The 24188-nt window shown below is 58.5% G+C and carries 28 protein-coding genes; 13 read left to right on the forward strand and 15 right to left on the reverse strand.

What is annotated here, in order from left to right; all coding sequences use genetic code 11:
* Window positions 1–45: 45 nt before the first annotated feature.
* The 4 genes from JFU47_RS08510 to JFU47_RS08525 are packed head-to-tail and all read right to left on the reverse strand — an operon-like array spanning window position 46 to window position 2659.
* Window positions 46–1359 (reverse strand): ATP-binding protein, encoded by a 1314-nt coding sequence (locus tag JFU47_RS08510; protein ID WP_201182472.1) that lies wholly within the window; start codon window positions 1357–1359, stop codon window positions 46–48.
* Window positions 1356–2024 (reverse strand): response regulator transcription factor, encoded by a 669-nt coding sequence (locus tag JFU47_RS08515; protein ID WP_140680247.1) that lies wholly within the window; start codon window positions 2022–2024, stop codon window positions 1356–1358. The genes JFU47_RS08510 and JFU47_RS08515 overlap by 4 nt, the downstream gene beginning before the upstream one ends.
* A 3-nt stretch (window positions 2025–2027) precedes the next feature.
* Entirely contained in the window at window positions 2028–2351 is a 324-nt protein-coding gene (locus tag JFU47_RS08520; RefSeq protein ID WP_140680249.1) for a PepSY domain-containing protein, read from the reverse strand.
* Window positions 2351–2659, reverse strand: a complete 309-nt coding sequence (locus JFU47_RS08525) for a PepSY domain-containing protein (protein ID WP_201182473.1) — start codon at window positions 2657–2659, stop codon at window positions 2351–2353. The genes JFU47_RS08520 and JFU47_RS08525 overlap by 1 nt, the downstream gene beginning before the upstream one ends.
* Before the next feature lie 261 nt (window positions 2660–2920).
* Between JFU47_RS08525 and JFU47_RS08530 the strand changes: the two genes are divergently transcribed.
* From JFU47_RS08530 to codA, 5 genes are all read left to right on the forward strand, one after another.
* Window positions 2921–4000 carry a patatin-like phospholipase family protein gene (locus tag JFU47_RS08530; protein WP_201185175.1) on the forward strand — a complete coding sequence of 360 codons (1080 nt, stop codon included), beginning with the start codon at window positions 2921–2923 and terminating at the stop codon, window positions 3998–4000.
* Between the two features lie 93 nt (window positions 4001–4093).
* Window positions 4094–4450, forward strand: coding sequence for a 6-carboxytetrahydropterin synthase QueD (queD, locus tag JFU47_RS08535; RefSeq protein WP_008152165.1), 357 nt, complete (start codon window positions 4094–4096; stop codon window positions 4448–4450).
* 214 nt (window positions 4451–4664) lie between these two features.
* Window positions 4665–5495: an alpha/beta fold hydrolase gene (locus JFU47_RS08540; protein WP_140680251.1), complete on the forward strand. Its 831-nt coding sequence runs from the start codon at window positions 4665–4667 to the stop codon at window positions 5493–5495.
* A 251-nt stretch (window positions 5496–5746) separates the two neighbouring features.
* Window positions 5747–7018 (forward strand): cytosine permease, encoded by a 1272-nt coding sequence (gene codB / locus JFU47_RS08545; protein ID WP_201182475.1) that lies wholly within the window; start codon window positions 5747–5749, stop codon window positions 7016–7018.
* Between the two features lie 13 nt (window positions 7019–7031).
* Window positions 7032–8279, forward strand: a complete 1248-nt coding sequence (gene codA / locus JFU47_RS08550; protein ID WP_123368400.1) for a cytosine deaminase — start codon at window positions 7032–7034, stop codon at window positions 8277–8279.
* 131 nt (window positions 8280–8410) lie between these two features.
* Here codA and JFU47_RS08555 read toward each other — a convergent pair whose 3' ends face one another.
* Entirely contained in the window at window positions 8411–9403 is a 993-nt protein-coding gene (locus JFU47_RS08555) for a diaminopimelate epimerase (RefSeq protein WP_201182477.1), read from the reverse strand.
* 44 nt (window positions 9404–9447) lie between these two features.
* A complete protein-coding gene (locus JFU47_RS08560; protein ID WP_201182479.1) occupies window positions 9448–10227 on the reverse strand; it encodes an AraC family transcriptional regulator in 780 nt (259 codons plus the stop codon).
* Window positions 10228–10320: 93 nt separating this feature from the next.
* Between JFU47_RS08560 and JFU47_RS08565 the strand changes: the two genes are divergently transcribed.
* Both JFU47_RS08565 and JFU47_RS08570 read left to right on the forward strand, forming a co-directional pair.
* Entirely contained in the window at window positions 10321–10572 is a 252-nt protein-coding gene (locus tag JFU47_RS08565; RefSeq protein WP_201182481.1) for a hypothetical protein, read from the forward strand.
* 138 nt (window positions 10573–10710) lie between these two features.
* On the forward strand, window positions 10711–11862 hold the full coding sequence (locus tag JFU47_RS08570; protein WP_140680258.1) for an MFS transporter: 1152 nt from the start codon (window positions 10711–10713) through the stop codon (window positions 11860–11862).
* A 157-nt stretch (window positions 11863–12019) separates the two neighbouring features.
* On the opposite strand, the gene JFU47_RS08575 is transcribed toward JFU47_RS08570, so the two are convergent.
* Both JFU47_RS08575 and JFU47_RS08580 read right to left on the reverse strand, forming a co-directional pair.
* Entirely contained in the window at window positions 12020–12328 is a 309-nt protein-coding gene (locus JFU47_RS08575; RefSeq protein WP_140895009.1) for a cupredoxin domain-containing protein, read from the reverse strand.
* 13 nt (window positions 12329–12341) lie between these two features.
* A complete protein-coding gene (locus tag JFU47_RS08580; RefSeq protein WP_140680260.1) occupies window positions 12342–13310 on the reverse strand; it encodes a metallophosphoesterase family protein in 969 nt (322 codons plus the stop codon).
* Window positions 13311–13464: 154 nt separating this feature from the next.
* Here JFU47_RS08580 and JFU47_RS08585 point away from each other — a divergent pair, with 154 nt between their 5' ends.
* Window positions 13465–13977 carry a sigma-70 family RNA polymerase sigma factor gene (locus JFU47_RS08585; RefSeq protein ID WP_123368393.1) on the forward strand — a complete coding sequence of 171 codons (513 nt, stop codon included), beginning with the start codon at window positions 13465–13467 and terminating at the stop codon, window positions 13975–13977.
* Window positions 13970–14713 (forward strand): anti-sigma factor family protein, encoded by a 744-nt coding sequence (locus tag JFU47_RS08590; RefSeq protein ID WP_201182483.1) that lies wholly within the window; start codon window positions 13970–13972, stop codon window positions 14711–14713. Before JFU47_RS08585 ends, JFU47_RS08590 begins: the two co-directional genes overlap by 8 nt.
* A 97-nt stretch (window positions 14714–14810) precedes the next feature.
* Here the strand turns inward: JFU47_RS08590 and JFU47_RS08595 are convergent, their stop codons facing one another.
* The 3 genes from JFU47_RS08595 to JFU47_RS08605 are packed head-to-tail and all read right to left on the reverse strand — an operon-like array spanning window position 14811 to window position 15722.
* The gene (locus JFU47_RS08595) at window positions 14811–14999 is read right to left on the reverse strand and encodes a hypothetical protein (protein ID WP_274609986.1); all 189 of its coding nucleotides are present in this window, start codon (window positions 14997–14999) and stop codon (window positions 14811–14813) included.
* Window positions 15000–15047: 48 nt separating this feature from the next.
* Window positions 15048–15302, reverse strand: coding sequence for a hypothetical protein (locus JFU47_RS08600; protein WP_033061103.1), 255 nt, complete (start codon window positions 15300–15302; stop codon window positions 15048–15050).
* A gap of 33 nt (window positions 15303–15335) precedes the next feature.
* Window positions 15336–15722, reverse strand: a complete 387-nt coding sequence (locus tag JFU47_RS08605) for a DUF6124 family protein (RefSeq protein WP_201182485.1) — start codon at window positions 15720–15722, stop codon at window positions 15336–15338.
* 450 nt (window positions 15723–16172) lie between these two features.
* On the opposite strand from JFU47_RS08605, the gene JFU47_RS08610 reads away from it, so the two are divergent.
* Together JFU47_RS08610 and JFU47_RS08615 are read left to right on the forward strand one after the other, a co-directional pair.
* A complete protein-coding gene (locus JFU47_RS08610; protein ID WP_201182487.1) occupies window positions 16173–16775 on the forward strand; it encodes a helix-turn-helix transcriptional regulator in 603 nt (200 codons plus the stop codon).
* Window positions 16759–17637: a queuosine precursor transporter gene (locus JFU47_RS08615; protein WP_201182489.1), complete on the forward strand. Its 879-nt coding sequence runs from the start codon at window positions 16759–16761 to the stop codon at window positions 17635–17637. The genes JFU47_RS08610 and JFU47_RS08615 overlap by 17 nt, the downstream gene beginning before the upstream one ends.
* A gap of 48 nt (window positions 17638–17685) precedes the next feature.
* On the opposite strand, the gene queC is transcribed toward JFU47_RS08615, so the two are convergent.
* The gene (gene queC / locus JFU47_RS08620; protein WP_201182491.1) at window positions 17686–18375 is read right to left on the reverse strand and encodes a 7-cyano-7-deazaguanine synthase QueC; all 690 of its coding nucleotides are present in this window, start codon (window positions 18373–18375) and stop codon (window positions 17686–17688) included.
* A gap of 261 nt (window positions 18376–18636) precedes the next feature.
* Here queC and JFU47_RS08625 point away from each other — a divergent pair, with 261 nt between their 5' ends.
* On the forward strand, window positions 18637–19758 hold the full coding sequence (locus JFU47_RS08625; protein WP_201182493.1) for an HlyD family secretion protein: 1122 nt from the start codon (window positions 18637–18639) through the stop codon (window positions 19756–19758).
* Complete coding sequence (locus tag JFU47_RS08630; protein WP_140680266.1) at window positions 19755–21347, forward strand: DHA2 family efflux MFS transporter permease subunit; 1593 nt, start codon at window positions 19755–19757, stop codon at window positions 21345–21347. Before JFU47_RS08625 ends, JFU47_RS08630 begins: the two co-directional genes overlap by 4 nt.
* Here JFU47_RS08630 and JFU47_RS08635 read toward each other — a convergent pair whose 3' ends face one another.
* From JFU47_RS08635 to ycaC, 3 genes are all read right to left on the reverse strand, one after another.
* A complete protein-coding gene (locus tag JFU47_RS08635) occupies window positions 21348–21788 on the reverse strand; it encodes a carboxymuconolactone decarboxylase family protein (protein WP_123368384.1) in 441 nt (146 codons plus the stop codon). It abuts the gene before it with no gap.
* Between the two features lie 147 nt (window positions 21789–21935).
* On the reverse strand, window positions 21936–23378 hold the full coding sequence (locus JFU47_RS08640; protein ID WP_201182495.1) for a mechanosensitive ion channel family protein: 1443 nt from the start codon (window positions 23376–23378) through the stop codon (window positions 21936–21938).
* A gap of 178 nt (window positions 23379–23556) precedes the next feature.
* Window positions 23557–24183 (reverse strand): isochorismate family cysteine hydrolase YcaC, encoded by a 627-nt coding sequence (gene ycaC, locus JFU47_RS08645; RefSeq protein WP_033061120.1) that lies wholly within the window; start codon window positions 24181–24183, stop codon window positions 23557–23559.
* Window positions 24184–24188 lie beyond the last annotated feature (5 nt).

Below are 24188 nucleotides of genomic sequence, written 5' to 3' on the forward strand. Positions count from 1 at the left end.
CTACCCCCCGGGGAGAGGGTTAGGGTGAGGGGGGGATATCAAGTTCTATCGCTTAGGCAACTCAATCACCACTTTCAACCCACCCCACTCACTCTCCTCCAACCGCAACACCCCGCCCCACGTATCGACGATGTCCCGCACAATCCCCAATCCCAACCCATGTCCTTCAGTTTGTTCATCCAGTCGCGTACCCCGGCTGAACACCTGATCGCGCTGGTTTTCAGGAATCCCCGGTCCATCGTCTTCCACGCTTAACTCAAACCCTTCGGCGGTCTCGACCACGCTCAACCGAACCTCGGCGTCCGCCCACTTGCAAGCGTTGTCCAGCAGGTTTCCGAGCAGTTCGAGCAAGTCCTCGCGATCCCAAGGCAGTTGTAAACCGGCCGGTGCACCGTAGCGGAGGCCCAGATGCTCACCATGAATCATGTTCAACGTCGCCAGTAACCCCGGCAATTCAGCATCGCAATCAAACAACGCCCCCGGCAACGCATCGCCGGATAACCGTGCGCGATTGAGCTCGCGATTGAGTCGCTGCTGGACCTGTTCCAGCTGCGCCTGAATTACCTTGCGCAACTCCGGATGCGCATCGAGCTTCTCGCTTGAGGCCAGGCTCAACAACACCGCCAGCGGGGTTTTCAAGGCGTGACCGAGGTTGCCCAGCGCATTGCGCGAACGCTTGAGGCTGTCTTCGGTGTGCGCCAGCAAATGGTTGATCTGCGCCACCAGCGGTTCAAGCTCTACCGGCACCTGATCATCGAGTTGCGAGCGCTGGCCCTGCTGCAACTGGGCGATCTGCTCACGCGCCTTTTCCAGCGGGCGCAAGGCTCGGCGAACCGTAATCCGTTGCAGCAGCAGAATCAGCAGCAGCCCCGTCAAACCAAGCCCCAGACCGACTTGCTGCATACGCCGGAAACTCTCGCGCACCGGCGTGTAATCCTGGGCCACGCTGATGGAAATCGATTGGCCGAGCCGTCGATAGTCTGAACGCAGCACCAGTAATTGCTGGCCTTCCGGCCCCAACTGCAGGTTGCTGTGCAGGCCGGCATGGTCGAGACGCGGCAGTTCCTGATCCCACAGCGAACGGGAGCGCCAATGGCTGTCGGCAAAATCGATGCGGAAGTAATGCCCGGAAAACGGTCGCTGATAGGCCGGAGACAGGTGCCGCTCATCCAGCTGCAAACCCTGCGGCCCACGCACCAACGCCACCAACAGGTTTTCGCTGTCGTCGCGCAGCCCGGCTTCGAGGTAGCGCTGCAAACCCATTTCGAACAGCCACAGGCTGGTCTGCGCCAGCACCAGGCCGACGATCACCATCACGCTGATCAGCCCCAGACTCAAGCGGCGCTGGATCGACCTCACTGGGCTTGCCCGCCGAACAGGTAACCCTGGCCGCGACGGGTTTCGATGACGCTGCGCCCGAGTTTGCGCCGCAGGTGGTTGACGTGGACTTCGAGCACGTTGGAATCGCGCTCGGTTTCACCGTCGTAGAGGTGTTCGGCGAGGTGGCTTTTGGACAGAATCTGCTCGGGGTGCAGCATGAAATAACGCAACAGGCGAAATTCAGCGGCGGTGAGCTGGATGTCGGCGCCGTCGCGGGTCACGCATTGGCGGCCTTCGTCCAGGTGCAGTCCGGCAGCCTTGAGCGTCGGCTGGTTGGCATGACCATGGGAACGGCGCAACAGCGCCTGGACGCGCAAGTGCAGCTCTTCGGGGTGGAAGGGCTTGGTCAGGTAATCGTCGGCGCCGGCCTTGAGACCTTCGATCCGTTCGGCCCAGGAATCACGGGCGGTGAGGATCAGCACTGGCGTCGACAGGTTAGCGGCCCGCCATTGCGTCAGCACGTCGAGCCCTGGCAAACCCGGCAGGCCGAGGTCGAGGATGATCAGGTCATAAGGCTCGCTGCTGCCCTGATACACCGCGTCGCGACCGTCGGCCAGCCAGTCCACGGCGTAACCCTGACGGTTGAGGCCGGCCATCAGTTCGTCGGCCAGCGGCACATGGTCTTCCACCAGAAGCAAACGCATCGATCAATCTTCCTTGTCTTTCAGTAACTGGCCGGTGGTGGCGTCGAGGTCCAGTTCGCGGACCACGCCTTCGGTGGTCAGCAACTCGACTTCATAAACATAGACGTCATGTTTCTCTTCAAGCTCGGCTTCCAGCAATTTGGCCCCGGGATAGCGGTCCAGCGCCTGCTGCAACATCTGCTCCAGCGGCAGGATCACACCCTGTTGACGCAGGCGCAGGGCTTCGTCCTGGTCCAGGTCGCGGGCCATGGCCACCGAGCAAAAAGCCAGAAGCACCAGAGCCATTCGACCTCTCGTGCACCGCTGTGAAAAAGAAAACACCTTCATTACGTATCCTGATGATCCTTGAGAACCTGCCCGCTGACGGCGTCCAATTCCAGGTCCCACTCAATGCCCTGAGGGTCGCGCAATTCCACCTGATAGATGTACTTGCCGTACTCTTCTTCCAGCTCGGTTTCGGTGATCTTGGCGCCGGGATGTTTGGCCAGAGCGGTGGCGTTGAGCTTCTCGAAAGACACAATGGTACCAGCGTCGCGCAGCCTCAGGGCTTCGTCGGGACCGAGGTCGCGAGCGTGGGCGATACTGGCGGTCATGCCGATGATGGACGCGGTGAACAGGGCAGTCAGGATTTTCATGGGGTGTCTCCGTATTTTTTTATGTGTTGCCTAAGGAGTGCACCTTAACGGGGCGAACTTAATTGAAACTGAATTGCCATCATTGGGGATGGCAACACGACATCGCAGGCATACGCAAAACCTGTGGGAGCGAGCCTGCTCGCGATTGCGGTGTATCAGTCGGTATTAATGCTGGCTGACCTACCGCAATCGCGAGCAGGCTCGCTCCCACATTGATTGTGCATGTCTATAATCCCCCGCTTGCCAGACATCGAGACCGGTATGACCGCTATCCACATCAAGTTCCCCTCCTTAATCCTCAAGGCCGGCCCTCGCGCCTTGGCGCGCATCCGTGAAAACGGTTTGAGCGCGGCCGATGTCGGCACACTGCCGGGTGCCGCCGGTGGTCCCAAGGCGTTGGGGATTCAAGGTCTGGACCTGGCGTTGTTCGGTGAATGGCTGCCGGCGGCACCGCGGGAGCGCTCGTTGATCGGTGCCTCGGTGGGTTCCTGGCGCTTTGCCAGCGCGTGTCTGCCGGATGCCGCCGAAGGTATCCGCCGCCTCGGTCACCTCTACACCGAACAGAACTTCGCCAAGGGCGTGACCATGGCGCAGATCAGCCAGAGCTCCCGGCGCATGCTCGATGAGCTGCTTGATGGCCGCGATGCCTCGATTCTGGACAACGCTCATTACCGACTGAACATCATGGTGGTCAAAAGCCACGGCCTGCTGGCGGACGATCATCGCGGCCGACTGGGGCTGGGCCTGTCATCGGTGATCGCCGACAACCTGCGGGGCCGCGCGCGGCTGTCGCGACATTTCGAACGGCTGATCATTCACGATCCGCGCCTGGCACCGCCGGTCAATGCACTCAACGATTTCCCCTCGCGCTTCGTTGCGCTGGAGGCCGGCAACCTGCGCCAGGCCTTGCTTGCGTCGGGCTCGATCCCGATGGTGATGGAAGGCGTGCGTGATTTGCCGGGGGCCGGGGCCGGGACGTTTCGCGATGGCGGTCTGCTGGACTATCACCTCGACCTGCCCTACAGCGGCAACGACATCGTGCTCTATCCGCATTTCACAGACCGGGTGATTCCCGGCTGGTTCGACAAGACCCTGCCATGGCGCCGCGCGTGTCCTGCGCGCTTGCAGGATGTCCTGTTGCTGGCGCCGTCGAAGCATTACCTGGCGCGCCTGCCCTACGGCAAACTCCCGGACCGCAACGACTTCAAACGCTTCATGGGCGATGCCCCGAGCCGGCAGAAATACTGGCGCGCGACGATGGATGAAAGCCGTCGTATGGGCGATGAGTTCCTCGAACTGGCTGCCAGCGGTCGCCTCGGGGAGCGCTTGCTGACCCTTTAGTCAGTGTTTTCCCGCAACGCCAAACGCAAACTGTTAAACTCGCCGCCTGCCCATATCGCCGCGGCGATCGCCACCTGACAGAGCTGAAACCACTTGGAAATTTTCAAAGAATTTACCTTCGAATCTGCCCACCGCCTGCCCCACGTGCCGGAAGGCCACAAGTGCGGTCGTCTGCACGGTCACTCGTTCAAAGTGGCGATCCACCTGAGCGGCGACCTCGATCCGCACACGGGCTGGATCCGCGATTTCTCGGAAATCAAGGCGATCTTCAAGCCGCTCTATGAACGCCTGGACCATAACTACCTGAACGACATTCCCGGTCTGGAAAACCCGACCAGTGAAGTGCTGGCCAAATTCATCTGGAAGGAATTGAAGCCTCTGCTGCCGGAGCTCAGCGCGATCCGCATTCACGAGACGTGCACCAGCGGCTGCATCTATCACGGCGAGTAAGCCGATCTAAACGCCGATGAAAATTCCTGTGGGAGCGAGCCTGCTCGCGAAAGCCATCTATCAGTCGCCAAATGCATGACTGACACACCGCTTTCGCGAGCAGGCTCGCTCCCACAGTGAACTGCGTTTCGTCAGTGAATATAAAAACAGCCTTCAATGGCTGTTTTTTTATGCCTATGCTTTTTGGCTCCCCCACGCCAAGAGGACACCCCCAATGACTGACTGGCCGCTGCCTCAGACCTATCGCTTCAACGGGCACTCCGTTCGCTACGCCGTGCGGGGCGACGGTCCGCCGTTGGTGTTCGTGCATGGCACGCCCTTCTCTTCCTACGTGTGGCATCGGATTGCGCCGCACTTCATCACCACCCATCGGGTGCATTACTTTGACCTGCTGGGTTATGGGCTATCGGAGAAAATCGAGGGCGATGTGTCACTGGGTGTGCAGAACGACCTGTTGGCTCACTTGCTTGATCACTGGGGCCTGCAGCGACCAGACGTCGTCGCTCACGACTTCGGCGGCGCCACCGCGTTGCGGGCCCATCTGCTGAACGGCAAGGACTACCGCAGCCTGACACTGATTGACCCGGTGGCGCTGACGCCTTGGGGTTCGCCGTTTGTGCAGCATGTACGTCAGCATGAGGCGGCATTCAGTGGCCTGCCCGATTACATTCAGCGGGCGATTGTGCCGACCTATATTCGGGGGGCGATCAAGCGCGAGATTCCTGATCATGAACTCGCGCCTTACGTGCAGCCGTGGCTCGGCGATCCGGGGCAAGCGGCGTTCTATCGGCAGATCGCGCAGATGGACGAGCGCTATACCCGTGAGGCCGAAGGGCTGTACCCGACGATTCGTTGTCCGGTGCAGATTCTGTGGGGGGAAGACGATCAGTGGATTCCCATTGAACGTGGGCAGGCGTTGCATCAGATGATTCCGGGGTCGCGGTTTCAGGCGATTCCGAATGCCGGGCATCTGGTTCAGGAAGATGCGCCGGAAGCGATTGTCGCGGCGCTACTGCGGTTTCTGCCGCAACACAAATCCCCCTGAAGAAACCAACACCCCTGTGGGAGCGAGCCTGCTCGCGAAAGCGCCGGGTCAGTCGACCTCAGTGTTGAATGTTTAACCGCTTTCGCGAGCAGGCTCGCTCCCACATGGGTTCTGTGATCCTTCAGGTGCACCGCTTTCGAGCCCTCCCCGAGCCAAATCCCCCCGCTCGGCTATAAATAACTCCACCACCCCACGCTTGGCACGACCACTGCAACATGCCCCCGCGTCACTCATTCAGCAAGGAACGCCCCATGACGCAGAACGATCCCGGCAACGATTACCCCCTCAGCGAAGTCCCGATGCATGCCCGCAAAGGCCTGGCCTCAACGGCCATGGTGCTGCTGGGTTTCACCTTTTTTACCGCGACCATGTTTGCCGGCGGCAAGCTGGGTGTGGCGTTCAGTTTCGGCGAGATGATGGCGGTGATTGTCGTCGGCAATCTGCTGCTGGGGATCTACGCCGCCGGCCTGGGTTACATCGCCTTCAAGAGCGGCCTGAATTCGGTTTTGATGGGACGCTTTTGCTTCGGTGAAGTGGGCAGCAAGCTCAGCGACCTGATCCTCGGTTTTACCCAGATCGGCTGGTACGCCTGGGGCACGGCCACTGCCGCCGTGGTGCTGGGCAAGTATTTCGAATTGAGCGAGGGCACCGTTCTCGGGTTGATGGTGCTGTTCGGCCTGATGTTTTGCGCGACTGCGTACGTCGGTTATCGCGGGTTGGAGATTCTGTCGTACATCGCCGTGCCGGCGATGATGTTGCTGCTGATGCTGTCGATGTGGGTCTCCACAGTGAAGATCGGCGGGCTCGAGGGTTTGCTCGCAGTAGTCCCGACGGGAACACTGGATTGGTCGACCGCGATTACCCTGGTGTTCGGCACCTTCGTCAGTGGTGCGACCCAGGCAACCAACTGGACGCGTTTCTCCCGTTCGGCACGCGTGGCGGTGCTGGCGAGCCTGATCGGCTTCTTCATCGGCAACGGCCTGATGGTGTTGATCGGTGCCTATGGCGCAATCGTCTACCAGCAACCGGACGTGGTCGAAGTGTTGCTGTTGCAAGGCTTCGCCATGGCGGCGATGGCGATGTTGCTACTCAATATCTGGAGCACCCAGGACAACACCATCTACAACTTCGCCGTCGCCGGTTGCAACCTGCTGCGCACCGGCCGTCGCAAGACCGTGACCCTGGCGGGCGCGGTGATCGGCACCCTGCTGGCGCTGCTGGGTATGTACGACATGCTGGTGCCCTATCTGATTCTGCTGGGCACCGTGATCCCGCCGATTGGCGGCGTGATCATGGCGGACTTCTTCTACCGCTATCGTGGTCAATATCCACGTCTGGCCGATGCCCGCTTGCCGGCGTTCAATTGGTCTGGCCTGGGCGCCTACGCGGTCGGCACCGTTGCTGCGTTCAGTTCACCGTGGGTCGCGCCGCTGGTAGGGATTGCCGCTGCCGCGTTAACGTATGTGTTACTGACCGGCGTGCTGGGTGCCCGTACTGCCAACGCACCATTACAAGATCTATAAAAGGATTCGCCTGATGCACATCATCAACGCCCGCCTGCGCAACCAAGATGGCCTGCATGAGTTGCACCTGGAAAACGGCCTGATCAGCAACATCGCCCGACAGACCGAAGCGCCGACCCTGGGGCCCGATGATCTGGACGCCGGCGGCAACCTGGTGGTGCCACCCTTCGTCGAGCCACACATCCACCTCGACGCCACGCTCACCGCCGGCGAGCCGCGCTGGAACATGAGCGGCACGCTGTTCGAAGGCATCGAGTGCTGGGGCGAGCGCAAGGTGACGATCACCGAAGAGGACACCAAAACCCGCGCCAAGAAAACCATCCAGACCCTCGCCGCACACGGCATCCAGCATGTGCGTACCCACGTCGACGTCACCGACCCGCAGCTCACCGCGCTCAAGGCGATGCTTGAAGTGCGCGAGGAAAGCCGTCACCTGATCGACATGCAGATTGTTGCGTTCCCGCAGGAAGGCATCGAGTCGTACCGCAACGGTCGCGAGCTGATGGAAGAAGCGATCCGCATGGGGGCCGATGTGGTCGGCGGCATTCCGCATTTCGAGTACACCCGCGATCAAGGCGTGAGTTCAGTGAAATTCCTGATGGACCTCGCCGAGCGCACCGGTTGCCTGGTGGACGTGCACTGCGATGAAACCGACGACCCGCACTCACGCTTTCTAGAGGTGCTGGCCGAAGAAGCCCGCAGCCGCGACATGGGCTCGCGGGTGACCGCCAGTCACACCACCGCCATGGGCTCCTACGACAACGCTTACTGCGCCAAATTGTTCCGTCTGCTCGGGCATTCGGGGATCAGTTTTGTCTCCTGCCCCACCGAAAGCATTCACCTGCAAGGGCGCTTCGACAACTTCCCGAAACGCCGTGGCGTGACCCGTGTCAACGAGCTGCTCGAAGCCGGGATGAACGTGTGTTTCGGCCAGGATTCGATCGTCGACCCGTGGTATCCGCTGGGCAACGGCAATATCTTGCGGGTGCTCGAAGCCGGCCTGCACATCTGCCACATGCTCGGTTACCGCAACCTGCAAAGCGCGCTAGACCTGGTCACCGACAACAGCGCCAAGGCCATGAACCTGGGTGACCGTTATGGACTGGAACGCGGGCGGCCAGCGAATTTGCTGATTCTGTCGGCGGACAGCGATTATGAGGTGATCCGCAGTCAGGGCCTGCCGCTGTATTCGGTGCGCGATGGCAAGGTGTTGATGAAGCGGCAGATGCCGGTGGTCGAGTTCTTCGGCGATCAGAGCTGAGATTTGCGTTGATTGGGCTGACGTCTTCGCGAGCAGGCTCGCTCCCACATTGGATCTCCAGTGGACACAAACGCTGAGTACACCTCAGATCCACTGTGGGAGCGAGCCTGCTCGCGAAGGCAATCTTGAACTCACCCCATCAACCGCGCCGTACCGAACAACCTGACCCGACTCAACTCACCCTGCTCTTCCTCCAGAAGAATCGGTGCAGTACCGCCGGGCATGACGACTTTTACCTCCCCTACACTGACCCACCCCACCCGCCACGCCGCGCAAGCCACCGCACTGGCGCTGGTGCCCGACGACGCCGTCGGCCCCTCTCCGCGCTCGAATACCCGTGCGACGACTCGCCCTTCAGACTCAAGCATCGCCCATTGCAGATTCACGCCAGCAGCACACGGCTCCCCCGCCCCGGCCGGCATGGCGTAAGCGATACGCGTCAGCCCTTCGGACAACCGCGGTTCGCGCATCTGCTCATTGCTCGGCAATGCATCGGCGTTCTCTAAAAGCGTCACACAATGTGGATTGCCGATGCGCACGAACTGGCTTCGAGACCAGGCAGGATCAAGCCCCGATAACGGCTGCACATGGCTGACGTCGCGACCGTTCAGCCGCACGCTTTCAACCCCTTCAGCCCCCACAGCGTCAGGCCCGAACGAGGGTTTGCCCAGATCCAGCCAGAACCCTTTCACACCCTCGATCTCGACCGGTTTCACCGAAGTGTCCACAGGCGAAACCGCATCAGCCTTATCGTGATGAACCCTGAGCAAACAAACCTCGTCCCTCGGCAGCAGCCCTTGCTCACTCAGGGCCTGAGAGAAAATCGTCAACCCGTTGCCACTGCGCTCGGCGAGCGTGCCGTCGGTGTTGACGATCAGCAGGTCAAACGGTGGCGAGGCTTGAAACGGCCCGACCAATAAACCGTCGCAGCGATGATCCTTGCTGCCTGGCGGTTGTGTACCGGGTGCCCAGCCACAGAAGGCCTCGATAGCCGAAACCGTCCATGCCGCACGGATTTGCGCAGCGCGACTGGCCTGCTCGGGTAGATCGATACCTCCCCGGCGCACGGCGTCAGGCGCCACAACCGCATAGATATTGCCTCGAGCATCGTAGAACGGCGTCATGGATCGGTCCTGAAGTCAGCCAGAAAGTGCCTGTACTTTAGGCGTCAATGTCCGGCGATGAAATACCGCCCCGGCGTCACCCCGAACGTTCGTCGAAACATCGCAATAAACGCGCTGACATTTTCATAACCCAGTTCCAGCGCAATGGTCGTCACCGGCACCGCTGCCGCCAAAAGCTCCAGCGCGCGCAACAACCGAGCGCGCTGGCGCCATTGGCTGAAGGTGAAGCCGGTTTCGCTAACGAAGCGTCTGGCCAGGGTTCGCGCCGACACACCCCCCCACTGCGCCCATTGCTCCAGTGAGCGGTTGTCTGCCAGGTCATCGACCAGCGCCTGGGTGATCCGGCGCAATCGCGGATCGTGGGGCAGCGGCAGGCCGAAAGGCTCGGCGGGCAACGCGGCGATTTCATCGAGAATGAGTTGGGCGATCCGTTCCTGTCGCTCATCAAGTGCGCCCTCCCTCCAAGTCGCAGCCCGGTCGACGGCCTCTCGGAGCAGGCCCGAGGTGGCGATGATGCACGGCTGCTCCGGTAACTCGGCACAGGCCGGCGTCGCCACATAAACGCTCCAGCCATGGAACGGGCCGTGGGAGCGCAGGCCGTGCAGGCAGTCCGGCGGAATCCACACCGCGTGGGTGGCCGGCACCACCCAATGATGATCTGCCGCATCTACGGACAACAAACCGCGCCGTGCCCCCAGCAATTGGCCGCGGGCATGCTGGTGCAAGGCACTTTGGCGCTCGACCGGGCTGTCCTGAGTGACGGCGATCACCCGCGCCGCCGTGGAAGACTGCGCCAGCTCGGTGGATATCAGCGGTTTAACCATTGGCAGTTCTACGTTATCGAATGACCTGGATGACGCAGTTTAGCCATGAACATCGCTTTAGGCTGAACACTCATTCAACAGAGGGACACCCTTATGCGCGCTGAAGACCTGCTTCCCGACCATCTCGACCAAGGCCAATTCAATGGCATCGCTGTGCGCAAAGGCACGGTCGGGGCTTTTCTGATCAATGCGCGCAGGCTGGCCGATCCGGGTGCCAGCGAAGAACAACGGCGTCTGGCCGAGCAGGACATCATCGAGGTTTTGCCGGCACTAAGAGCGCTGGGTTTGTTCGAGATTCTGCAAGTGCGCGACGAACACCTGCGCGGATTGTGCGAAGGGCACTGACAGCCGCACTCGCGATGGAGGGTCAGGCTGTGCAAGGATGTCACCCTGCCTGACCGCGAACTTGAGCGTACGCTGATCGAACCCTCGCAGGTCGATCACTGTCCCTTGGATACGCGACGTTTTTTGCCAAGGATTGATATGACCAACCTCAACACCCAAACCGCATTTGTTCCCGGACGCCTGGAGCAGATGTCCACGCGCATCGCCTTTTTCATTGCCGGCTTCGGCATCGCCGCGTGGGCGCCGCTGGTGCCCTACGCCAAGGCTCGGGCCGGGCTGGATGAAGGGACGCTCGGTTTGCTGCTGTTGTGCCTGGGGGTGGGGTCGATTCTGGCGATGCCGATGGCGGGGCTTCTGGCCACGCGTTTTGGCTGTCGCCGGGTGGTGAGCGCCGGGGTGTTGCTGATCTGTGCGGCCCTGCCGCTGTTGGCAACGGTGTCGTCGATTCCGGCGTTGATTGCTGCGTTGTTCATGTTCGGCGCGGGGTTGGGCACGGTGGATTCGACGGTGAACCTGCAAGCGGTGATCGTCGAACGGGCCAGCGGCAAGACCATGATGTCGGGTTTCCATGGGTTGTTCAGCCTGGGCGGGATTGTCGGTGCGGCGGGTGTCAGCGCCCTGCTCGGCTTCGGGGTTTCACCGCTGGGAGCAACGCTGGTGGTGATCGTGATGCTGCTGATCGCCCTGGCCAAGGCCGCGCCGCACCTCTTGCCTTACGGCAGCGAAAGTTCGGGGCCGGCGTTTGCCGTTCCCCATGGCATCGTGCTGTTCATCGGCGGAATGTGTTTCATCGTGTTCCTCGCCGAAGGCGCGGCGCTCGACTGGAGCGCGGTGTTCCTGGCGCAGGAGCGCGGGATCGACACCGCTTATGCGGGGCTGGGTTACGCGGCGTTTGCGTTGACCATGACCGTCGGCCGTTTGACCGGTGATTCGATCGTGCGTCGTCTCGGCGCAACCCGGGTGATTGTGTTCGGTGGGTTGACGGCCGCAGCGGGCCTGTTTGTGGCGACCTTCGCCCCTAGTTGGGAAGCGGCGCTGATGGGTTATGCATTGTTGGGGGTGGGTTGTTCGAACATTGTGCCGGTGTTGTACACCGCGGTGGGCAAACAGACGGTGATGCCCGAAAGCGTCGCTGTGCCGGCGATTACCACACTGGGTTATGCCGGGATTCTTGCGGGGCCTGCGTTGATCGGGTTTATCGCCCATGGCAGCAGTTTGAGTTTTGCCTTCGGGCTGATGGCGGTGTTGCTGGTGGCGGTGGCCATTGGCGGGAAGGTGTTGAAGGTCTGAAAGCTTCGTCGGATCGCCGCCCGGAGCTGGCTCGCTCCCACAAGGGATCTTCAGTGAACACAAAATGTGTGAACGACATGGATCAAATGTGAGAGCGAGCCTACTCCCAGGGGGTTAGGGTTTCTTCAGCTGGATCTATCGCAAGTTTCTTGCGGCATCACTGGCTGACCACAATCTTCCCGATCATCTGCGGGTGCAGCGCACAAAAATACTCAAACTCCCCCGGCGTGTTGAATACCCAGGAAAAGCTGTCATTCGTATCCAACGCCCCAGAGCGAAACACCTTGTGGGTTTCCGCCACCGTATGCGGAATCTGGTCGTCGTTCACCCACGTCACTTTGGTGCCCACGGCCACGTTCAAATCCTTGGGCCCGAACATGAACTCCTTGATATCGATTTTCACCTCCTGAGCCCACACCGGCATCGACAGCATCAGGCAGACAACAGCCAACAGTCGCGTTTTCATCCCAGTTCCTCCGCTAAACCAGTGTCGAATCGATCAGCGCCAGCGGATGCTCGCCCTGCGTCGCTCGCACATCGGTGAGCCCTAAATAATTGCGCAGTTGATCAGCCGCCACCGTCATCGGTCCCGGTGCCGGCGCCGTACCCGGTGCAGGTTGTGGATAAGCCGTGCCGCGGGCGGTGTGGAAGGTGATATTGCCTTCCACCTTCTGGATGACCTGATGGATATGCCCGTTCAACACCGTCACCGAACCGTACTTGCGCAGCATCGCAATCGCCTGATCGCCATCCTCGGTGCCCCAACCCCACGGCTGATAAATCGTCCACAACGGAATATGGGTAAACACAACGATTGGCGTGCTGCTCGTCACGGCGCGCAAGTCATCGGCCAGCCAGGCCAGTTGATCGGCGCCAAGCGTCGCTTCATGGCCAGCCTGGAAGTTGAAGACATTCACCAGCCCGATGAAATGCACGCCATGGTCATCGAAGCTGTACCAGCCATTGCCTTTGGTGCCCTTGCCGTAACGCTCCAGATAGAGTTTTCCGCCGCCCTCGTCGAGGGTGTCGTGCTCGCCCGGCACGTAGTGCACGTTGGACGGAAGGCCCTTGAGCAGTTGCGCGGCCGTATCGAATTCTTCCGGTTTCGACAGGTGGGTGATATCGCCGGTATGCAGGATCAACGATGGCCGTTTCGGCAATGCGATGACCTTGTCGATGGCCACCTGCAAGGTCTTCAACGGTTCCGGGTTGGCCTCCTTGTTGAAACCGATGTGCGAGTCGCTGATCTGCACAAAGTGGAAGGTGCTGGCCAGCGCTTTGGGGTCGGAGACGTTGCCGGAATCGTCCAGCGCAAAGGCCCGTGGAATGCCGCCGCTCAAGGCCCAGATCACGCCGGCTCCGGCCCACGCGGAGCACTTGAGCAGTGTCCGGCGGTCGGGGTTCAGCGGACCGTCGGTGCGTCGTTCGTATTTCGTATGTATGTCCATCGGTGTGCCCTCGCTAGCGGACTACAGTGATGTAGCTGACACGAGATACAACCTTGCGGGACGAGTCTTTATTCCACGTCGGAAAATTATTTTTTCCTCGGGAATAAAACACAGCGAATGACAGTTATAGGGGTGGGACGTTACGGGAATCACTATGAAGCGATTTGAGGAGTTGTTTGCGCCCCACATGGACGCCGCCTACAACCTCGCGCGCTGGCTCACCGGTAACGACAGCGCCGCGCGCGACGTCGTGCAGGAAAGCGCCCTGCGGGCCTTCAGATTCTTGCACCGTTTCGCCGACGGCAATGCCAAGGCCTGGTTTCTGACCATCGTGCGTAACGAAAGCTACACCTGGCTCAAGGCCTCGGCCGGCCACCACTGGGTAGCCATCGGCGATGAACTGCCCGAAGACGATGCCGCGTTGAGTCACGGCCAAACCCCGGAGTTGCTGGCCATTCACACGGAAAACGCGGCGCTTGTCCAACAGGCCCTGTGCGCCCTGCCGCCAGTATTTCGCGAGGTGATTATTCTCAAGGAGCTCGAAGACATGCCCTACAAGGACATCGCCTTGGTGGCCGACATCCCCATCGGCACCGTCATGTCGAGACTGGCCCGGGCTCGCGCCATGCTCAAACTCGAACTACTGAAGTTACATGATCATGAATGAACTCGACTGCACGGCTTGCCAGACGCTGGTTCATGGCTATCTGGACAAGGAACTGGATACGGTGATGGCTGCCCGGGTCGCCGGGCATTTGGCCGAATGTGCCGAGTGCGCGCGGTTGCATGATCAGGCGCGGCTATTACAGGTCAGCGTGAAGCGACATGCGCCGTATTACTCGGCACCGGCGTCGTTGACCGCCAACCTATTCGCCCCTGTTGCACCTCAACCCCGGGCCGTGGAACGTTGGCGGAAGTGGTTCGCGCCTGTTTTTTCAGCGACAGCGCTGGCCTTGGCTGTGATGCTGTATGTCGTCACCCCGGGCGGTGAACAGCCGTTGATGGATGAGGCGGTCTCCAGCCATGTCCGCTCGTTGATGGGCGAGCATTTGAACGATGTGGTTTCGTCCGACCGCCATACCGTGAAACCTTGGTTCACCGGCAAGCTCGACTTCTCGCCGCCCGTATTCGATTACTCGGCACAGGGTTTTCCGTTGTTGGGTGGGCGGCTGGATTACCTGCAACATCAGACCACGGCGGCCCTAAGCTATGGGCGCGCCAAGCACATTATCAATGTGTTTATCCTGCCCACGCAGGAGGCGGACAAGCCGCGACAGAGTCAGACGGTACGCGGCTTTAACGTCGTGTTCTGGCAAGAAAACCACATGCGATTTGTGCTGGTTTCCGATCTGGAAAAAAGTGAGCTGGAGGCGCTCAGCCAGTTGCTCAAGAACGGCACCTGAAGGCAAGGTTGCGTTGCAGCATAGAATGTTCTCCTCCTTTCGAGTCCCACCATACAAGCGGACTAACTCGCGACGGCGGTGTCTGGCGACATTTCTCTTAACTGGACGGCGGCCAACGTTTGCAGCCTGAACTCGCCAACAGCAACATCAACGCGCCGCACTGCATCAGGGTTTCGCCCAACGCCTGTCCCCAGGCTGCCAGCATCGGCCCACCGCCAATCAGCAAGTAATAGAACAAACCAAACAGCGCGCCCGCTGGTGACCCTGTGCATGGGTAGCTGGACAACGACCAGCCGACCTGTTTGTAACGGGGCGCCGAAAGGCGCCCTTTTTTCTACGCTGAAACCTGCCCCTGCAATCGTCGTCCGACGACATCCATCAAATCACAGCCATCGCGCAGTGAAGTCACCAACACCCGCGCCAGCTCACTGTGGACACCTTCGCCAAACGCAATGCTCTCCAGCAGTTGCGTTGCGGTACGAATGCGGTAGGCCGCGGTTTCATGCAACACGTCCAGGGGTGCTTCAGTGTCGATCAGCAATGATGGGATGTTGCAGTCGATGCCAGTGATAGGCATGTATCGATCCATGATGAAAAACCTCCATTGGGTAAAGGCACACGATTATTCAACGTTGGCAGTTGGACGACCTTCAGACGATCCCCGGGGCGGCTCCAGGTTGTCCAGCGCTCGATTGACCAGTAACTCGCCCAGCGCGGACAGTTGCTGAATACCCACAATGACATGGCGACGAGGGCCTTCCAGTTCACGGGCGAGATCGGTGGCCATGACACTGAGCGAAGCGAGGGTTTCAGAGGCGTGACAGAGCAGGGATTCCGTGTCGACATCCGGAACGACGGCGAAGAAATAGCTGGCAGATGCGGGACGTGTGTGAGTGCGCAGGGGCACGCTGACGAGTTGTTCGGTGACTTTGGCGGGACTGGATGAATCGACGGTGTCGTCGGCCGGAAGGCCTGACGGTTCGATTGCGATTGAGGTGATCTTTTTCATGCTGGTGCTCCTTGCGAGGGTAAGAAAGCGCCCGTCTCTTGCCCTCAACCAGGATTGGGTGACGGCTATACAGGGTGGACCGGTAGATTTATTACCAGAAAATTCCATTTAATTAATCAAATAAATTAACATCTGTGTAATTAAATGATTCTTCCCCAACCAATCATTTGGATATTCAAATAGTTCCATAACTTAACCACCATGATTGCGTAACCCCACAAATTTCTGACACTTCCTAATTACTGTAAGACTATTCTTTAAACAGAGTAGGCAGCGTCTTACATGCAGTGATAGCACCCAGTCGCGCAATGGCAAACCATCTCACCGTTACGTGACCGACTTGAAAATTATCATTTTTGTCCGGGCCACAGATGTGTAGGATGCTGCATCCAAAGAGAATTACCCCTGTACGCGCAATCTATTGCAACAACAGCAAATGGCAGACATTGAATGCACAAGAAAGACAGAACAGAGAAATTAAAAAACAACATCAAGTACCTGATAAAGAGCCGTGGAGAGACTCGGCTTTCCTTGTGCAATGCTAGCGGACTGACCAGAACGACCATCTATAACATTTTGGAAGGAAGGGTTGTCCATGTACAACAATCAACGATTCGAAAAATATCGGATTTTTTTGGCGTTTCTTATACGGAAATAGAGACGATTGATTTTGAAGAAAAAGAAACAATAGAGAGTAGCGCCTCTCCCCTCGGAAACATGAATCCGGCAGCGGTTCCGATTATTAGAGAGAGCCTGCTGATTCAGAGCCTGGACAAAAGGATTGGCGAGTTGTCCATCACGCATCCGTTGACGTATTACTTCGGTGCGGCCTGCAATGTAATAGGTGTGCTTCTGGAGAACGAAATTAGTGGGATGAATGAGTCAGGAGATCTCTTGATAGTCAAGAAGGGCTTATCGAGTGACAACGGAGAGAAGTTGGCATACGAGAAAACAACAAAAAAACTTACTGTAGTAGGCCGTGATTTTTGCAGCGATACTTTTTGCATTATTGGAGATGTAATCGAGGAGAGATTTAATGGCAAGCAACAATGAAGACGAAAACAGCAAATACAAATTACTAGGATTTGAAAGAAACAAAAAACGCGCCATTATCATGGTGATTCCCACAGGGAAAATTATAAAAGTTACGCTAGACGAGGTGTTAAGAAGCGAAATAATAGATAACCTAAGCAAGGTGGAAATCAAGGACATATACCGCAAATATTACTCTGGCGGGACTGCGCTAACCACATACGAAATGAATGATCGCAATGAACGATCTTGGATGATCTATGTCGCGCTAAATGTACTCCTGCTTTCACTTTACATCTTCACAAACATCGCCGCGACCAGACTTATTTACCTGGAATGGTTTGATCTTGTCATTCCCCCTGCTGTTTTTCTTTACCCTCTAACATTTTTAGTCGTTGATTTATTGAACGAGACTTACGGACTTAAACTGGCAAGGAAAGCCCTTCTATTTGCTTTTTCAAGTAACGCACTAATTGTTTTACTAATGAACGCTGTCATTTATCTCCCTGGACTACCCGGATGGAAGCTTGATGCTCCGTATGCAGAAGTCGTGACTCATGTGTCGTCAGTTCTAGTAGCATCATCAGTTTCATTTCTTTTTTCTGAATACGTGAATTCGTATTTACTTTGCAAGATAAAAGAACTAACAAACTCACGATTTCTTTTTCTGCGTGTATTTCTTAGCACTTTCTTCGCCGTGATAATAGACAGCATCCTTTTTTGCTACATTGCATTTTACGGCACAATGCAAAATAGCGACATACTCCATATGATTTATGCGCAGATAGCTATAAAGATGTGTTTCGCTGTATTCAATGTTTTTCCAGCATACGGAGCAAGATCATTATTTAAAAACTATATCGCAGGAGCCAAATCAAATTAAATCAAGGGAGAGCGCGGTCATTGCAAGTTACGCACTCTCCCCGTAGCACTACAATCCTATTTTTATCTTTAGACTATTCGAAACTTCTTCTCTGCCCTCCAAAAACTCACTCAATCCTTTTGAACGAAGAATACAAGCATCACAGTCGCCGCATCCACTCCCCATTATCCCGTTATAGCAAGTCAATGTATGGTAACGAACCAAATCCAGTTGCTCATGGTAATCGGCCAAGGCCCAAGCCTCTGCCTTATTCAACCGCATAAGCGGCGTCTCGATTCGTACCTTATAGTCCATGCCCAAGTGAATGGCGCTGTTCAATACCTTAACAAACTCATCACCACAATCCGGATAACCAGAGCTCTCTGTTTCACAAACACCTGTAATGACAGCTTCAGCGTCTACCTGATAGGCATAAATAGAAGCCAACGTTAAAAACAGAATATTCCTGCCCGGCACGAACGTATCAGGCACGCCATCCCCCGTACTCCTTGCAATTGGAATGTGGTCGCGCGTCAAACTGCTAATGGCCAGTTCGCTCAACAATGAAGTGTCTAATACTTTGTGCACCTTCACGCCGAGTTGTTTTGAAAGCTGTTGCGCCACTTCGATTTCCGCACGATGGCGCTGGCCATAATCAAAGGTAATGCAGTGGATTTCCTCGTACATCGGCAATGCATGGATCAAGCAGGTGGTTGAGTCTTGTCCGCCGCTGAAAACGATAACGGCCTTTCTGGTCATGGTTCGTTCTTCCTTGGGGTGTCTCGGCAGGGTGCCGGGGCCGTTGACCCTACCGGGAAGCTCAAACTCTGGGTGTGGGAGGATTCCGAAATGACCGTATCCGATTTCCGTTTGTGTCATTTCTTTGTTGATACCCGAGCCTCAACAACCAGCCCTCCTCCGCTAGCACCTGACGACCGGCAACAGAAATCAATTGCCACTAAATATTACCTACGTCATATTACACGCGTAATAAAGACCCGTTTCCCACAGGTAATCTCCATGACCAGCATGCCCAGCCTTGAACACGACCTTGCTGTCCCGGTGAGCACACCCAAGCCTCCCCTGCTCAAACGGTTGATCTTGCTGACGGCGGTCATCGCTGCCCTGGTGTTCGCCGGGCTGTACGCGACTCACTGGTGGACCGCGGGCCGTTTCATCGAAGAAACCGACGACGCCTACATCGGCGGCGATGTAACGGTGATCGGGCCGAAGGTGGCGGGTTACATCGAAGAGGTGCTGGTCACCGACAACCAGAAGGTCAAGGCCGGTGATGTGTTGATTCGTCTCGACTCCCGCGACTACCGCGCCAATCTGGCCAAGGCCGAAGGTGCGGTGGCCGCCGAAGAAGCGCTGCTCGCCAATCTCGATGCCACCGAACAATTGCAACACGCGGTGATCGGCCAGGCCCGCGCGGGGATCGATGCCGCCGGTGCCGAAACCGCCCGCTCACGGGATGACGATGCTCGCTATACAAAACTGGTCGGCAGCAACGCCGTCTCGGTGGAAAGCGCCCAACGCGCCAACGCCACCTTCAAGACCGCCCAAGCCCTCAGCGCCCGGGCCCAGGCTGAATTGCTCGCCGCACAACGTCAGTTGAATGTGATCGAAACCCAGAAGCAGCAAGCCCGCGCCGCATTGATGCAGGCTCGTGCCGAACGTGATCTGGCGCAATTGAACGTGGGTTACACCGAACTGAAGGCCCCGGTGGACGGCGTGATCGGCAATCGCCGGGCGCGGGTCGGCGCTTATGCCCAGGCCGGTTCGCAACAGCTGTCGGTGGTACCGGCCAGTGGGCTGTGGGTCGATGCCAATTTCAAGGAAGATCAGCTATCGCGAATGACACCGGGGCAACGGGTGATCATTCATGCCGACGTGCTCTCGGGGCAGGAATTCCACGGTCATCTGGACAGCCTCGCGCCGGCCAGTGGTTCGCAGTTCAGCGTGCTGCCGCCGGAAAACGCCACCGGCAACTTCACTAAAATCGTTCAGCGGGTGCCGGTGCGCATCGTGCTTGATCCGGCCGATGGCGTGCTCGGCCATCTGCGTCCGGGCCTGTCGGTCACCGCTGAAGTGGACACTCGCAAGGAACCTGCAACCCCGGCCGTGGCCAGCGCGCCATGAGCCGCGCCCTCGCCGCCCCCGCGCAACCGTTCAATGCCGCCGACATGGCGACGGCGACCAAGGTGTTCGCGTTCGCCACCATGTGCATCGGCATGTTCATCGCGCTGCTGGATATCCAGATCGTCTCGGCCTCGCTGCGTGACATCGGCGGCGGGCTCTCGGCGGGCACCGACGAAACGGCGTGGGTACAAACCAGTTACCTGATTGCCGAAATCATCGTGATCCCGCTGTCCGGCTGGCTCTCCCGAGTGTTCTCGACACGCTGGCTGTTCTGCGCTTCGGCGGTGGGTTTCACCCTGGCCAGCCTGCTCTGCGGCGCAGCCTGGAACATTCAGAGCATGATCGCCTTCCGCGCCCTGCAAGGGTTTCTCGGTGGTTCGATGATCCCGCTGGTGTTCACCACCGCGTTCTTTTTCTTCACTGGCAAGCAACGGGTGATCGCTGCTGCAACCATCGGCGCGGTGGCCTCGTTGGCACCGACCCTGGGGCCGGTGATCGGTGGCTGGATTACCGACATTTCATCCTGGCACTGGCTGTTCTACATCAACCTGGTGCCGGGAATTTTCGTCGCGGTGGCGGTGCCGATGCTGGTGAAAATCGACCAGCCGGAATTGTCGCTGCTCAAAGGGGCCGACTACGTGAGCATGGTGTTCATGGCGCTGTTTCTCGGTTGCCTGGAATACACCCTCGAGGAAGGCCCGCGCTGGAACTGGTTCAGCGACAGCACGATTCTGACCACGGCTTGGATCAGCGGACTGGCCGGCCTGGCGTTCATCGGTCGAACCTTGCACGTCGCCAACCCGATCGTCGATTTGCGCGCCTTGAAAGACCGTAACTTCGCCCTTGGCTGCTTCTTTTCGTTCGTTACCGGGATCGGCCTGTTCGCCACCATTTACCTGACGCCGCTGTTTCTCGGCCGGGTGCGTGGCTATGGCGCACTGGACATTGGTCTGGCGGTTTTCTCCACCGGGGTGTTCCAGATCATGGCGATTCCGCTGTACGCCTTTCTGGCCAACCGCATCGATCTGCGCTGGATCATGATGTTCGGCCTGGGGTTGTTCGCGTTGTCGATGTGGGATTTCAGCCCGATCACCCATGACTGGGGGGCTAAGGAATTGATGCTGCCGCAAGCGCTGCGCGGGATTGCCCAGCAACTGGCGGTGCCGCCCGCGGTCACCCTGACCCTCGGCGGACTGGCGCCAGCGCGGCTTAAACATGCGTCGGGATTGTTCAATTTGATGCGAAACCTGGGGGGTGCCATCGGCATTGCCGCGTGCGCGACCATTCTGAATGACCGCACCAACCTGCACTTCACCCGGTTGGCGGAAAACCTCAACAGCACCAACGAAGCACTGAATCAGTGGCTGTCCCAGGTCGGCAACAACTTCGCCGCCCTCGGCCAAAGCGGTGACGTGGGTGTCACCGCCAGCCTGCATCAGCTATGGCTGCTGACCTACCGCGAAGCGCAGACACAAACCTATGGCGATACGTTCCTGATGATCATGGTCTGCTTCATCATCGCCACGGCGATGGTGCCCTTGATGCGCAAGGTGCAACCACCGGCCGCGCCGTCAGCAGACGCTCACTGATCAGGCTTGAGGCATTTTGCGGAAACCAACCGCCAGACGGTTCCAGGCGTTGATCGTGGTAATGGCCACGGTCAGGTCGACCATTTCCTTGGGGGTGAACTGCGCGGTGGCCAGCTCGTAGTCTTCGTCCGGGGCATGGGTCTGGCTCAGCAGCGTCAGGGATTCGGTCCAGGCCAGCGCAGCACGTTCACGTGGGGTAAAAAACGGCGTTTCACGCCAGGCCGACAGTGTGTACAGGCGGCGCTCGTCCTCACCGCCCTTGCGGGCATCGGCGCTGTGCATATCCAGGCAGAAGGCGCAGCCGTTGATTTGCGAGGTACGCAGCTTGACCAGTTCGATCAAGGTCTTTTCCAGCGGCAACTTCGAAACAGCGGTTTCCAGCGCGATCATGGCTTTGAGTGCATCAGGGGAAGCGGTGTAGAAATCAATACGCGGTTGCATGGTGGGCTCCAGTCACAAGGGATGTGGAGCTACGTTAATCGCGCACTGACCGGCAGAAAATAGCCAATTATTGGGAAGTTGAGGATGCCAATGGGACGCCTGCTGACGGCGCACTCGATTGCACCCGTTCCCGTGATCTCCGAGCCCCTACGCTCGATTGCGCAGCCACTGCAAAAACCCCTTCTTCTGCACAACCCTAGGCGCTTCCTGAGTCAACGTCTGAGCCTTGTTCAAGCGGAAATCCAGCAACGCCTTCATCGCTTCGCTGATGTCATGTCGCGCATCCAGACACGGTTTGAGGTATTCCTTCTCGATCCGGTACAAGCTGCAGAACGTCTTGGCGCTGAAGTCCGCCGGCATCGCTGTATCGGATAAAATCCCGCCCTCGCCGATCACCTCACCCGGCCCCATGCGTCCGGACTCGAACTTGACCCCGCCACGGCTCAGCTCCACCGACACGACACCGGATTCGATGATGAACAAATGATCGCTGACCTCCCCCGCCGGCAGGATCATTTCACCGGCGCGGAAATTTTGCAGGGTCATGTTCTGGCTGAAGGTTTCTTTCTCTTCCTGACGCAGGGTCGAGAAAATATTCGACGCATCCAGCAACGCCCGTGGCCGCGACAGGTTGGCAGGTGCGTTAGGTTCGACGTTCGACAACAGGCTGACGCCGCTGGCCTGCAAGTGCCGGAACGCCAGGTCGAACAGCAGATTACGGACCATGCGTTTCTGGTCCATGGAGACCACGAAACCACTGATTTCGTATTCCACGCCGGTGGCGCTGGAGCCTTTCAACGCGACACATGGCGCCGGTTTGTTCAACAGATAGCGGCACCCTTGCATCGCCCGTTCCAGCGCGTCGATCACCGTTTGCGGACGAGCGTGCGGGCTCAGTTGCAGGCTGATGGATACGCCGAAAATGTCACTGGGCCGGCTGAAGTTGATGATCTTGGCCTTGGCCGCCAGGGAGTTGGGGATCACCGCCATGCTGCCTTGGGACGTTTGCAGGCGCGTCGCGCGCCAGTCGATGTCAATGACCCGGCCTTCGGTGCCGTCGATGGAGATCCAGTCATCCAGCTGATAGGGTTTGGTGGTGTTGAGGACGATCCCGGAGAACACGTCGCTGAGAGTACTTTGCAAGGCCAGGCCGACGATGATCGCCAATGCGCCAGAGGTCGCCAGCACGCCTTTGACCGGCAGATCGAGGACATACGCCAGAGCCGCGATGATCGCGATCAGGAAAATCACTGCGCCGAGCAAATCCTGCAACAAGCGCCCGGTGTGCCCGACCCGTTGCATCATCACCGCGCCGATCAGCACCGTCAGGGTTCGTGCGCCGAACAGCCACCAGCCGATCTGCAAACCGGTGGCCGCCAGATGCAGCGGGATATTGTCGGCCCAAGGCGCCGGCTCCATGGGATTCATGCCCTCGTTGAACAGCAGCACGCTGAACAGCGAGTAAATCACCAGTCGTATGGCCAGTTTCCACTGGCTGCCATTGGCACTGAGCAGGCGCCACAGCCCCAGATCGATAAGGATCAAAGCCATCGCGCAGAACAACGGGTGATCGGTGAGCAGTGACAGCATCAAGCAACTCCAGCAAGGACCAGTGGCGCGAAGATCGCACAGATTGGGCACAGTGTAGGAGGATTTAACGCAAAACAAATGTGGGAGCGAGCCTGCTCGCGAAGACGGAAGAACAGACACTCATGCAGTGACTGTCAGACCGCTTTCGCGAGCAGGCTCGCTCCCACAGGGGGATGGGTTACTTGCTGTTGGTCAGCGCGTTGTAGCTGGTAAACAGGTTGCGGTAATCCGGGATGTGGTTGGAGAACAAGGTACCCAAGCCTTCCACGTCGTTGCGCCAGTCGCGATGCAGTTCACAGGCCAGGCCGAACCAGGTCATCAATTGCGCGCCGGAGGCCGACATGCGGTCCCAGGCCGATTGACGGGTCAGTTCATTGAAGGTGCCAGAGGCGTCTGTCACCACGAACACCTCGAAGCCTTCAGCCAGTGCCGACAGCGCCGGGAACGCCACGCACACTTCGGTCACCACGCCGGCGATGATCAGTTGTTTCTTGCCGGTGGCCTTGATCGCCTTGACGAAGTCTTCGTTGTCCCAGGCATTGATCTGGCCAGGACGGGCGATGTACGGCGCGTCGGGGAACAGCGCCTTGAGCTCGGGCACCAGCGGGCCGTTGGGGCCGGTTTCGAAACTGGTGGTGAGGATGGTCGGCAACTTGAAGTACTTGGCCAGGTCAGCCAGGGCCAACACGTTGTTCTTGAAACGGTCCGGCTCGATATCGCGCACCAGAGAAAGCAGACCCGCCTGGTGATCGACCAACAGAACGGCGGCGTTATCCTTGTCGAGACGTTTGTAAGAGGTAGTCATGGGAG

It is taken from the genome of Pseudomonas sp. TH39(2020) (assembly GCF_016650715.1).
GTDB classification, from domain to species: Bacteria; Pseudomonadota; Gammaproteobacteria; order Pseudomonadales; family Pseudomonadaceae; genus Aquipseudomonas; species Aquipseudomonas mandelii_C.